The sequence below is a fragment of the Mycobacterium sp. shizuoka-1 genome (assembly GCF_002723835.1).
Taxonomy (GTDB): domain Bacteria; phylum Actinomycetota; class Actinomycetes; order Mycobacteriales; family Mycobacteriaceae; genus Mycobacterium.
Window position 1 is genome coordinate 70,993 of record NZ_BEWG01000061.1, and the last position, 11,737, is coordinate 82,729.

Annotated in this window: 12 protein-coding genes; 4 read left to right on the forward strand and 8 right to left on the reverse strand. The window is 64.9% G+C overall.

Translation table 11 applies throughout. The annotated features are described in order from the left end of the window. Positions 1–20: 20 nt before the first annotated feature. Positions 21–1,823, forward strand: a complete 1,803-nt coding sequence (locus tag MSZK_RS18190) for a hypothetical protein (protein ID WP_142389951.1) — start codon at positions 21–23, stop codon at positions 1,821–1,823. After that, complete coding sequence (locus tag MSZK_RS18195; protein ID WP_099250086.1) at positions 1,820–3,157, forward strand: hypothetical protein; 1,338 nt, start codon at positions 1,820–1,822, stop codon at positions 3,155–3,157. The genes MSZK_RS18190 and MSZK_RS18195 overlap by 4 nt, the downstream gene beginning before the upstream one ends. A 37-nt stretch (positions 3,158–3,194) precedes the next feature. On the opposite strand, the gene MSZK_RS18200 is transcribed toward MSZK_RS18195, so the two are convergent. Together MSZK_RS18200 and MSZK_RS18205 are read right to left on the reverse strand one after the other, a co-directional pair. Beyond that, complete coding sequence (locus tag MSZK_RS18200) at positions 3,195–4,364, reverse strand: cytochrome P450 (protein WP_099250087.1); 1,170 nt, start codon at positions 4,362–4,364, stop codon at positions 3,195–3,197. Further along, complete coding sequence (locus MSZK_RS18205) at positions 4,351–5,763, reverse strand: AarF/ABC1/UbiB kinase family protein (protein ID WP_199203385.1); 1,413 nt, start codon at positions 5,761–5,763, stop codon at positions 4,351–4,353. Before MSZK_RS18205 ends, MSZK_RS18200 begins: the two co-directional genes overlap by 14 nt. 81 nt (positions 5,764–5,844) lie before the next feature. On the opposite strand from MSZK_RS18205, the gene MSZK_RS18210 reads away from it, so the two are divergent. Then, positions 5,845–6,435, forward strand: coding sequence for a TetR/AcrR family transcriptional regulator (locus tag MSZK_RS18210; protein WP_099250088.1), 591 nt, complete (start codon positions 5,845–5,847; stop codon positions 6,433–6,435). 601 nt (positions 6,436–7,036) lie between these two features. Here MSZK_RS18210 and MSZK_RS33440 read toward each other — a convergent pair. From MSZK_RS33440 to MSZK_RS18235, 5 genes are all read right to left on the reverse strand, one after another. Then, the gene (locus tag MSZK_RS33440) at positions 7,037–7,165 is read right to left on the reverse strand and encodes a hypothetical protein (RefSeq protein WP_255414231.1); all 129 of its coding nucleotides are present in this window, start codon (positions 7,163–7,165) and stop codon (positions 7,037–7,039) included. Positions 7,166–7,285: 120 nt separating this feature from the next. After that, on the reverse strand, positions 7,286–8,596 hold the full coding sequence (locus MSZK_RS18220; protein WP_142389952.1) for an alpha/beta fold hydrolase: 1,311 nt from the start codon (positions 8,594–8,596) through the stop codon (positions 7,286–7,288). Between the two features lie 88 nt (positions 8,597–8,684). Beyond that, positions 8,685–8,903, reverse strand: coding sequence for an antitoxin MazE-like protein (locus MSZK_RS33080; protein WP_233211380.1), 219 nt, complete (start codon positions 8,901–8,903; stop codon positions 8,685–8,687). Between the two features lie 32 nt (positions 8,904–8,935). Next, positions 8,936–9,307, reverse strand: coding sequence for a nuclear transport factor 2 family protein (locus tag MSZK_RS18230; protein WP_099250091.1), 372 nt, complete (start codon positions 9,305–9,307; stop codon positions 8,936–8,938). Continuing rightward, positions 9,304–10,332 (reverse strand): NAD(P)-dependent oxidoreductase, encoded by a 1,029-nt coding sequence (locus tag MSZK_RS18235; protein ID WP_099250092.1) that lies wholly within the window; start codon positions 10,330–10,332, stop codon positions 9,304–9,306. Before MSZK_RS18235 ends, MSZK_RS18230 begins: the two co-directional genes overlap by 4 nt. An 84-nt stretch (positions 10,333–10,416) precedes the next feature. Between MSZK_RS18235 and MSZK_RS18240 the strand changes: the two genes are divergently transcribed. After that, complete coding sequence (locus MSZK_RS18240) at positions 10,417–10,875, forward strand: MarR family winged helix-turn-helix transcriptional regulator (RefSeq protein WP_099250093.1); 459 nt, start codon at positions 10,417–10,419, stop codon at positions 10,873–10,875. On the opposite strand, the gene MSZK_RS18245 is transcribed toward MSZK_RS18240, so the two are convergent. Beyond that, the gene (locus MSZK_RS18245; RefSeq protein ID WP_371411358.1) at positions 10,872–11,732 is read right to left on the reverse strand and encodes an NADPH-dependent F420 reductase; all 861 of its coding nucleotides are present in this window, start codon (positions 11,730–11,732) and stop codon (positions 10,872–10,874) included. The genes MSZK_RS18240 and MSZK_RS18245 overlap by 4 nt on opposite strands. Between the last annotated feature and the right edge of the window lie 5 nt (positions 11,733–11,737).

Genomic DNA, 11,737 nt, shown 5'->3' on the forward strand with positions numbered 1-11,737 from the left:
GACGGTGACAAGGAGTAGCCATGGCGTCCACACGACGAGTGCCCGACGACGGACCAGGCGCTCTGCGGCCGTCGCCGCCGCCACGCGCGGTGGCGGTGACGATCATCGCGCAAGACCCGTCGGTGAAGGACCGCGCGAAGCGCATTCTCACCTCTGAAGTCGCCATTCCGGCCGAGCGTCTCGAACCCGGGCCGCGCAGTCACCGGTTCTTTGTCGTGGACTACGACACGACCACCAAGACGGCACGATGCCCGGTCAGGCTTACCGACCCGGACGGGCAGTTCGTCGACCGCTTCAAAGATCCTGCCCACAAGGGCATCTCAGACGACGACCTCGAGCGCGATCCAGCGTTTTGGGCGCAGAATGTCTACGCCATCGCGGCCCGCATCCTCGCGGTATTCGAGCGCTACCTCGGCCGCCGACTGCCATGGTCCTACCCGTCGCACGAGTTGTTCCTCGTACCGAACGCGATGGCGGAAGCAAACGCGTATTACACGTCCGAACTACATGCCGTTCTGTTCGGTTACATCACCCGCCCCACGGGCGAGGTGGTGCGCAGCTGCCTTTCCCATGACATCGTCGCCCATGAGGTGACTCATGCCATCCTCGATGGTCTGCGTCCGCGCTACGTCGAACCGGGTCTTCCTGACCAGCTCGGGTTCCACGAAGCATTCGCCGATCTTGTGGCGCTGCTATCGGTGTTCAGTCTCCCCGAGGTACTCGACCAGCAGCTCAAAAAGGCGGACAGGTCCGGGCGGATTGCGGCCGGCGCAGTCTCGGCCGAGGCGATCGAACAAAGCGTGTTCCTGGGAGTTGCTGAGCAGTTCGGCCGGGCCATCGGCCGCGGAAGCGCATTGCGGCGTTCCGTGACGTTGCCTCGCGACGGCGGGAGTTGGCGTGGCGACCTCGCGTTCGGCGAGCCACATCGTCGAGGGGAGGTGCTCGTCGCGGCAGTCATGCGCACCCTCTGCGTGATGTGGGCCAACCGGGTGGCGGACATCACGCACAATGGCAGGGTTGACCGGGAGCGTGCGGTCGAGGAGGGGCAGATGGCCGCCGAGCATCTGCTCGGAATGCTGATCCGCGCAATCGATTACACGCCACCGATCGAATTGGAGTTCGAGGACTTCCTCGAGGCTGTTCTGGTCGCCGACGAAACGCTGGCGCCTGACGACGCGCATGACTACCGAGGCTCGCTCAAGGCAAGCTTTGCCGAATATGGCATCAGCCCGGCAAGCCGGATCGTCGACTACACCACACGAGACACGCCTTGGCCCGACTATCGCAACATCAATTTCGACAGCTTGCGGCGCGACACCGCCGAGGTCTACCGGTTCATCTGGAACAACGCTCGCCTACTCGGCATCGACGACACCTTTCATCTCGAGGTCTACCGAGTGCGTCACGCGACTCGCACGGGTCCCGACGGGCTGGTCATCAGCGAAGTCATTGCGGACTACACGCAGAATCTCTCCACCACTGCGGGCAGGCTCAAGAACATCAAACCAGCAGAGTCGCAAGGCGACCGGTCGTCACCGGCAATCGTGATACCCGAGGAACTTGACCCCGATACGCCCGTACAGCTGTGGGGTGGCGGAACGTTGATCTTCGACCAATTCGCGAAGCTGCGATTCCACCAGCGAAAAGGGCTGGCGTGGGGCGACTCTGACATCTGGCGGCAACAACGACGTCTTGACCACCTGTACGGGAGCAACATACGCGACCGTCGCAACCGTATCGGTTTTTCCGACGGCCGACCGCTCGGACAGCGATTTGCCGCACTTCACTTCGACGACCGTGACGCCATGGAGAGCTGGCAATGACCGACATCAAGCCCAGCAGAACCCGGATCCGGATGTATCAGGTCGGATTCGGCGACTGCTTCCTGCTCACATTCGAATATCCGCGGGCGCTTGCCGATGGGCGCCGAGAGCGACACATGCTCGTTGACTTCGGCACCACGCGGCTGCCTCGGGGATTGCCCCGGCTTGGCGACACCGCGAGTGTGATTCTGGAGCACACCAACAACGAACTCGATGTCCTCGTCGTGACTCACCGGCACAAGGATCACCTGCAGGGTTTCGGGGACGCCGTCTCCGGGCCGTTGACCGAGCGACTCAAGCCCAAGCTCGTGATGCGACCGTGGACGGAGGATCCGAAGGCAGCGGCGGGCGCGGAGGCGCCCGGGCGCGGCGTGGACGCGCGCAGGCGCCTTGTCGCGGGGATCCGGACAGGTCAGGAGTTGGCTGCCGCGATCGACCAAATGGCGCGCGAGGACGGACAGCGCGACCTGCGGACGGCAGCGGGCCGCCTTGCCGCCGAAGCCGAAGACCAGGTGGCGAATGCAGAAGCAATCGCTCGCCTCGACGCCCTTGCCAAGAAGTCGCACCGGGGCGGCATTTACGCGTCTTTCGGCACCAAGGTTCCCTTCGAGGACTTCATACCCGGTGTTCGCTGCGATGTTCTGGGGCCGCCCACGATCGAGGAGTCTGATCGCGCTGTCCTGAGGCAGCGCGAGAATGACCCGAGCGAATTCTGGTTGGACACAATTGAATCCGCCGCCGCATCGGGAGTTGCCAAGATCACCGCGGACGAGGAGAAACAATGGGATCTGCTCACCGAACCCGGTGGCCTGGGATCGGCGCGTTGGCTCCTGGAAAACCTCACTGGCCAACAACAGCAGTCCCTACTGCGACTCGTCCGGCTCGTCGACAACGCGCTGAACAACACCAGCCTGATACTGCTGTTGACCGTCGGTGGCTCGCGACGGTTGCTTTTCCCGGGCGACGCCCAGATCGAAAATTGGTCGTTCGCCCTCAAGAAAGCACAAGAAAAGGATCGCGCGTTGAAGGAAATGCTCGCAGAAGTGGACCTGTACAAGGTGGGCCATCATGGTAGTCGAAACGCAACGCCGAAAACCTTGTTCGGTTTCTGGAACGAGCCTGCGACGAGGTCCCGGCGTATGACCGCGCTCATGTCGACCCTGCCGGGGGTGCACGGCAAGTCCGACGAAACCGCGGTCCCGCGAGAAACGTTGGTCACCGCGCTCGACAGACGCATGACACTGCACCGAACTGACGCGCTGGACGGCGAACCGTTCATCGAAGTCGTCGGGCCGACCTCCGGTCGCGGTGGATTCGAACTGGTCCACCCCTGAAGGATTCCCGCCCGCGCGAGCTCTGGCCGGTCGATGCTCAGCGGGCGAATTGCACGGGTACTGTGACGGGACCCCGGATGGCGGGAACGTCACGCCAGATGACTGGCCCGACGAGCGTGGGTTGGCGTCGCAAGACGCGTTGCAGCGCAGTCGACGTTTCCAGGCGCGCCAACGCGGCTCCGAGGCAGTAGTGGGCTCCGTGACCGAATGTCAGAGGGGGTGGCTCCGCACGTTCCAGGTGGAACTCTGCGGCTCGGCGGTATACCCCGGGGTCGCGGTTGGCCGCTGCAAGGCACACCAGAACCGTTTCGCCGCAGCGGATATCGACGCCGGCGAGGGTGTGCGGCGCAGTGGCGGTGCGACTGACCGCCTGCACGGGTGCATCCAGGCGCTCCAGCTCGGTGAGGACCTCGGGGTCGCCCGGGTCGACGCGGTCGACGATGCGGGTGCCGTCGTCGGCAGTGTCCAAGAGTCTGACGAGGCCGGCGCCGAGCAGATTCGCGGTGGTCTCGTGCCCGGCGACAGCGATGAGGAGCGCGGTGATCACCACCTCATCGAGGCTCAGCGCAGGGTCGGTGGCAAGGTAGCTCAGGAGGTCGGCTTGGGGGTGGGCGCGCCGGTCGGCGGCCGCCGGAAGGAAGTCGGCGACCAACGCCGCGGCGGCGGCCATGCCGTCTTCGAGTTCGCCCCGCTCTGCCACACCGCCGAGAATGCGGATGATCGCCGGAGAGTGCAGGCGTAGCGCCGCGCACTGATCGGCGTCCAGGCCCAGCCAGGCGCCCACCACGGCGATCGGCAGGGGCAACGCAACCTGCGTCATCAGATCGAATGGGCGCCCGGCCGGGATCGCCGAAACGGCGTCGGCACAGATCAACTCGATCCCGGCACGAAGGTCGACCACGGCGCCGCGGGTGAACATCCGGCTGACGGCCCCGCGCAGGCGCACGTGCGCAGGACCATCGGTGAACATCATGTTGGCGTCCGGCAAGGACGAGTCCAGCGCGGGGACCGACGGATGGGCCCGTGGCGCGCTGGACCAGTGTGCTCCGGTGAGGACCGCACGGGCCGCGTGGTAGCCGAGTACGAGCCAGGCTTGTGCGGTGTCGTCCCAGACCACGTCACCCTCGCTGCGACGGCCTTCGAAGTACGAGTGCGGATCTGCTGCGGGCCAGGGCAGGCGGGGGAGCGCAGAGTCACGGGTGGTCATGACGGTCCAGTGCGCCGGGCAGGCCCCGTTCCCGAACCCAGCCGTGGTGCAGCCGGCCGAGCTCGGTGACCGGTTCGGCCACACCGTCCATGTCTTCGAGGATCGAGCGGGTGGCCAGGGTGGCGTTCAGACCGGCGGCCACGCTGGCGAACGCCAGCGAAATCCGCGAAGTGAAAGCTTGTTCGGCAGGCAGCGTGATCTTGGCGACCGGGTGGTTGCGATCGCGCACGTCGACCATGCCTCGGAAGACCCGCGCTGTGCTCTGCGCGGTGTAGGTGACGGGTTGCGGCAGGTTGACCTCATAGGTCATCTCCGAAACCCACTGCCGCAGCTCGTCGTCTGTGAGCGAGGAGTCGACAGCGAAGAACCCGAGCTGTGCCATCAGGTTCCTGCAGTCATCGATGCGCCCCTCGTAGGCGGCACGCAGGAACGACACCCACAACCAGCGCGCCCGTTCCTCCAGCACGGTCACGCAGCCGAAGTCGAGGAAGCCGACGGTGCCGTCGGCTCGGAACCGGTAGTTGCCCGGATGCGGATCGGCGTGCACGAGGTTGGCATGCCGGTAGTTGGCGTTGATGAACCGTGCGATGACCTCGGCCCAGGTGTCCCTGAGCTGCTGGTCGGCGTTTTTCGCTGCGGCCCAACCCATTCCTTCCAGATAGGTCATGGTCAGCACTCGCCGGCTGGAGGCCTCGGCGATCACCTCGGGAATGACGACGAAGGGATGCCCCTGATAGAGATCGCCGAACGCGGAGATCATCTGTGCCTCGTGGTGGTAATCGATCTCTTCGCGGATCCGCTCGGCGGTCTCGTGGGCGATGGCGCGTGTGTCGATCGGCATGCCCGAGGCGGCGGTCACGAAGCGCAGAAATGTCGCCAACAGTTCGGTGTTGGCCAGGTCGCTGCGGATCGCATGGTCGACGCCCGGATACTGGATCTTGACGGCGACCCGACGCCCGTCGTGCAGGACACCGTAATGGACCTGCCCGATCGACGCCGCCGCGACCGGCTCGGCATTGAACTCAGCGAAGTGCTTTGACGGAGAACCGATTTCACGGATCAGTACCTCGTTCACCAGGTCGGGATGCATGGGTGGCGCATCGGCTTGCAACCGGGCGAGTGCTTTCTGGTAAGGGGAGAAGCCGCCGGTGCCCAGGGCGTCGGCGTCGACCATGGACAGGATCTGACCAGCCTTCATCAACGCGCCCTTCGAATGCCCGAGCAGGTCGGTGTAGCGCTCCGCGGTGCGGATATGGAACCGGTGCACGGCATCGCCGTCACCGGCACGCTGGCGCATCCCGGCGAGTAACCGGCCCCCGGCGGCGCGTGCGGTGAAGCCTGCCAATGGCATCGTCCGCCGGATCCGCCCCTGTGGGACCGGCTCGTTCTGGCGCGTCATCGCATCGACCACTCCCATAAGCAACAACGGTGGAGTAAAGTACTGTCCTACGAATAGTAAGTGATCACTTATTGGAGGTCAATGACCGCGCCAACCCGCGAACGACTGCTGACCGAAGCGATGCGGTTGTTCAGCGACAAGGGATTTGAGGCCACCAGCGTCTCGCAGATCGAAGCCGCGGCCGGTTTGGCTGCAGGGTCAGGTGCGCTGTACCGACACTTCAAGTCGAAGGATGAACTGCTGGCCGCCGGTATCGATCGGCAGTTGGATCGACGCGCCGCGATGCACGATATCCGGGGGTTGTTCGCCGGACTCGGCGATCTGCGCAGCGAACTGACCGCGCTGGGGCGCTACCTGGTGAGCGTGGTCGACCAGGAATCTGAACTGTTGCAGATTGCCGCGCGGACGCCGGCTGGGTGCTCTGAGCAACTCGACCGCGCGTACACCGCACTCGTCGGCGGCCTGCGGGACGAACTCGACGGCTGGATCCTGGCGTGGGCGCCCAGCGTGGCGCCGGAGCGCAGTGCGGTGCTGGCGGCGTTGGCTGTCAACAGCATTCTCGGACAGCGCTTGGCTACGAATCTGATTCGGCCGGCGGATACCGTGCCGGATGACGTCTACTTGGCGGAATGGACGACGGTGTTCGCCGAGCGGGTGCAGTCGTTGGTGTGATCCGCGTTATCGGGGTGAAAACGTCACAGTGACGAATTATGTTGGGGTGGCTGGCTTTTGGCGAGTAGGACGGTGTGGCGATATCGGCGCGAGGAAAGGGGATCGGGCCGTACGGATGAGTGCTGCGTCCAGTATTCGCGCCCGGGAATCCGAGGAGTGTTGGCGCGGGGCGTGGTCGATGCCGCGAGGTGGCTGCGGCGTGCCCGATGAGCAATCTGGCGGCGGGATGGCGCGGTCCGGGCTGACCGACGAATAAACGTCACAGTGACGAATTGATGGTCCTGCGCCGGTGTCCCGGTCGGTCAACTGCCTCGGCACGCCAGGCTGCGCGAGCACCTCGGGCAACGCCCGCGTTGGCGATGACCGCCGGTGGATCGGTGGGAAATGTTGAGGCGATGAAAGCTTGCGCGGGCGGTTGTCCGTTCGGGTGTTCGGAGCGACTGGCGGTGACGGTGGTGTGGACGACGCTGGACCGCAGGTCAGGCGCGCATGGCAGCGCTGGCTCGTCGAGTCGCAGGTTATCGTTTTGCCGATAAGCCACATTATGTCAAGTTAAGTACGCCGTTTTCATCTGATGAATCACAGTTGTTCCGCGCGGCCATCACCCGCAGGCCCCCGGGACGCCGATCTCGATGACGGCGTTCATGGCGGTGGCCCGCGAAGGCCTGGAGACCACGTTGTTCTTCTGGACGGGCGGCCACGGCAGCTGGGAAACGACCGTACCCGTCATCAACGCGAGCGATTTGCGCAGGGGCAACGATTGTCGTGGCTTGCCGAGCGCCCATGCGGTACCGGCAACCGACTCAATCGCGAGGCGCACATCGGTCGCAGCGAGCCTCCCCCTGCGTGCTCAGCCGCTGGGCGGCCGGTTCCACGGATCTGCCGCCGATCGCCAGAGCGGTACCTCCACGGGCTGCCCAGTGATGAACTCCGCGATCAGGCGGGTGAACAATGCCGGCTGGTCTTCGGTGATGCCGTGTCCGGCATTGTCGACGGGAACGAGGACTGCTCCGGGGATGGCTTCGACGTAGCGCCGGGTGACCGACCAGTGGACGAAATCACATTGTGCCGCCATAACCAGTGCCGGGACATGCGCCTGCGCGAGGGCCGGTCGAGGGTCGGCGGTTGCCGCGAAATCCGCGACGAGCATCTGATTGCTATAGAAGCCCTGCAGGTTGTGATGTGCCGGGGGTCGAGGCAGCCCAGAACACGCGGTGGCGCCCCGACCGGTCAGGGCAACCGCCCGCATCCAGCTGTCAGCTTCCCGATCCGGCACGAAGGAGTGGGCCGCGTTGGGGTTGACCTCGAGCAGAATGCTCTGCAGCAGCGTTCGAGCTCGGCCCGTGAGCTGCTCGTACTCGCGGCGCTCCGCGGCGTCGCGTGCTGGCCACGGTTCGCCGACGTCCTCCTCTAGCCCACCCCAGATGGTTCCGGGTGTGACAAAGACCGCCCGCTCGATGCGGTCAGGGTGACGTGCCAGGTATTGGGCGAGCAGCGAACCGCCCCAGGATCGGCCGATCAGGATCATCTTCTCAGCGCCGATCGAGCGCCGTACTGCATCGAGATCGTCGACCGCGTGCTCGACGGTGTACTGGGTGACGTCACTCAACCGGGAGGAGCGTCCCGCTCCGAGTTGGTCGTAGGCATAGACGTCGTAACCTCGCGCGGCCAGCTCCGCACTGCCCGTTGGCAATCCTTCGCCTGGCGTCCCTGGACCACCGTGCAGAAACACGACCGGTACACGCCTGCCGGGCATGGGAGTTGCCGATTGGTGGTAGTACGCGAGTCGGCCGTCGGGAACCGACCAGTATCGGACGCCCGCCGGATCGGGCTCGACTGGCATCGTGGGGAATCGGTCCAAGAGGGTGTAGTGAGCGATGGTCGCCGCAGTCATCGCCAGGACGACGCTGACTGCCGCGGTCGATCGCCACGTGCCGGTGAACCGGAGAATCCTGCTAACCGCGAGCACGGCTACCACGCCGCTCGCCACGAGTGCGACGTAGCCCGCGCCGAGGAAGACCCATGGCGCGTCGATGAGACGGGCCGAAAGGAGCACAACGACAAGGCCGAGCACGACGGCAAGCGCCACCCCGGTCACGACCACCGCGGCCGCCATCGCCACCCGCATCGCGGTACGCGCCGATCGAGCGCCCACTGCCACTTACATTTCTCCCTGTCTGCTGCGCGGACGCTTCAGCGAAGCGCCGCGCAGCGTGCCAGCAATTCGGCATCGGGCGGTTGGTAGAAGCTCAGCACCGACGTCCGCCGCTGATGTGATCGACGGTGACGACCATTTTGGCCAGGATCGCGGGGTTGTGGTAGGTCACCCCGGTCACCAGCGAGGATTGGCGATGAGCCTCGGCGGCAAAACTCTCGGTACGCACGTCCGGCACCCAGACCTGTAGCGGGCGCAGGCCCCGCTCCCGCATGCGCCGCCGGTACTCGCCGCCCCTTTCTCTCACTGCCATGGCGACATGTTGAATGTAACGCTGGACCCAGGTCATCGTTTCGGCGAGATCTTGCCTGCAAAAGTCTGCGTGGCGATCTTTCCGTTCCGGATGACGAAGGTGTCGCTGGCGATCTCGAAGCGATGGTCCGCAGTTTCGGCCGTCCACACTATGTAGGCGATGTCGCCTGAGACCTCCCGTCGGAGGATTTCGTAGGATGCGCCGGGTTGTGCGAACTCTCCCAACAGTTCTGCGAAAAATCGCCGCAGGGCCGCCGTCCCGCGTAGTACGCCATCGGGGGTGAACAAGGTGGAGTCCTCGGTGTAGTCGGCCATGGTCCCCGCGAGGTCGAGTTCGCCCATGCGTTCAAGGTGATGAACAAGGACATCTTGCGTCGCCGCAGTGACGAGCGCGTCGTCGATCATGGTTGCACTCCTGGGGTTTTGGACCACAATGACGAACTACTCGCTGTGAGAGTCATGTCCGCGAGTCCCTGCGCCAGCTCTACCTCAGGGCGATAACCCAGATCCTTTCGGGCGGCGGTGATGTCATAGCTGCGGTCATGGCCCAAAAACGTGACCAGCCAGTTGGTCAGCATCGGCGGCTTGGGTCGGCGCAGCAACCGGGCGCTGCCGTCAAGCACCGCTGCCAGGCTCGCCGCGGCCCATAGTGGGACACTGCGCGCTCCGCTCACGTCGACGCCCTGAGTGGCCAACAGCGGCGTCATGAAGTCGCGGATCGACATCGGCCGGCCGTCGGTGACGTAGTAGATGCCCGCCGCTCGACCCCGTGTCAGGGCGAGTTCAGCGGCCGCTGCCAGGTTGTCGACCTGGACGAAGTCCATGACATGACGACCCTGGTCAATCCAGGTCCATCCCCCGGTCCGGGCGAGTTCGGCCAGCTCGGTCACCGTGGTCATCCCGGCTCCCCAGATGAACGGCGGCCGCAGCACGACGGTGCTCATCGTGGGTGTCACCGCAGACAGAAGAGCCTGCTCGGTAGCGAGCTTGACGCGGCTGTATGCGGTGTTGGGCCGACCGTTGTCGGTGGCCTCGTTCACCACCGCTGCGCGCTGGCTGCCGCTGGAGACGCTGGCCGCGCTGATCAGCACGAACCTGCCCACTCCGGCCGCGGCGGCCGCTTCGTGCAGGGCAATCGTCGGGACGTGGTTGTCGCGACGAAAGCCGGCGTCTGGACCCCAGAACTCCATCCGGGCCGCGGCATGAATGACCGCGTCGCAGTCGGTGAGCGCACCTGTCCACCCCGCCTGCTCGCCATTGGGCGCCAGATCCGCCAGATCGCCCGTCACCGGTCTCCCGCCGGAGGCCGAAATCAGTTCAGCAGCACGCTCGGAGCGTGCCAACCCCAGCACCTGATGCCCGTCGGTGGTCAGACGGCGCACCACGCGCTGACCGACGAAGCCGCTGCCGCCCGTCACGAAGATCCTCATCGCCAACTCCTATCACGTCAAATGGTTTGGGATCAAAATATTAGACGGCTTGATATTCTGCCGTCAACGACAGACGGGAACTCCATGGCCACACAGCGCACTGAGCAGGCGAATCACCTACCGGGAGAACTGGCCGATGCCTTCGGTCGCGCCGGCAAATCGGTGGTGCGGGCCTTTGACGAGCGCCTCGGCGAGCACGGGGTATCCACACCACGCTCCAAACTGCTCGCCGAGATTCAGCGACTCGGTCCGGTCCGGCTGGCCGACCTCGCGCGCGCGGTCGGCATTACCCAAGGGACGGCGTCCGCGCTGGTTGAGGCGCTAGTTCAAGATCGCCTTGTCGAGCGAAGCGCCGACCCCAACGACCGCCGCGCTATCCGACTCTCGGTCACTCAGCAGGGCGACGAACAGGCTCGCCGCTGGCTCACCGACTACCTCGACGCAGCGCGGGACATCTTCGCCTGCTTGGATTCCGCCGAACAACGCGTGCTCGCGCACCTGCTCACCCACCTTGCCGACACCCTCGAAACACGGATCGGCTAAGGCTCAATGAGCGTATGCAGACCTGCCGCCGCGCGATTGAGGGCCACGACATCCTGGAAGAACGACTGACTCGGCTCCCAGGACCCGATGATCGTCAGAAGTGCGTCGCGTCGGGCCAGAACGTCATCGCGGCCGGCCAGCCTCAGGGCTCGCTGCATCTGTTCGGCACTGAGTTCGGTGCAGTAAGCGGGCGCCCCCATCTGCAGTCGCCAGGTGTCGTCAACAGTTCCGGCATCGACCGGGTCGAACCCGCTGTCGTCCACTAACCCCATCACCTTGTGCTTGGCGGCACTGTCGGTTCCAGCCACAGGTACAGCCAGCCGGTCGGCGTCCCCCTTTGGTCGTCCCCCAGCCGCAAGTGTCGTCTGTACGAGCGCGTTCCATGCCCGGATGACCGGGCGGCCGAGCTGCTGCTGCACCCACAGACCTTCGGGCTTGCCCTCATCGATCTCCGCAATGCGAGCATCCCGATGCGGGTAATAATTGGACGTGTCGGCGACGGGTACGTCATCGGGCAGTCGACTGATGACTGACTTGATATCTGGCATGCGAGCAAACGGAATGCACGTGACGAGCAATTCAACGTCGTGAGTGACGTCGTCGAGAGTGACCGCAACACATCCCGCCTCTCTACTGATCTCGGTAATGCTCTGCGGCCCACGGGTGTTCGCGACTTGCACGAGATGTCCAGCCGCGCTCAGCTTGCGGGTAAGAGTGGCTCCGATATTCCCAGTGCCGATGATGCCGATCCGCATAGCGGTTGTCCCTCCGGGTAATACGGATATTCGTCTGTCCAGTTCGCGTGCTCTTTCAGAATGGCATCCGGCGGCAGCCGAGCGCGATGACGAGAAATGCAGTGATC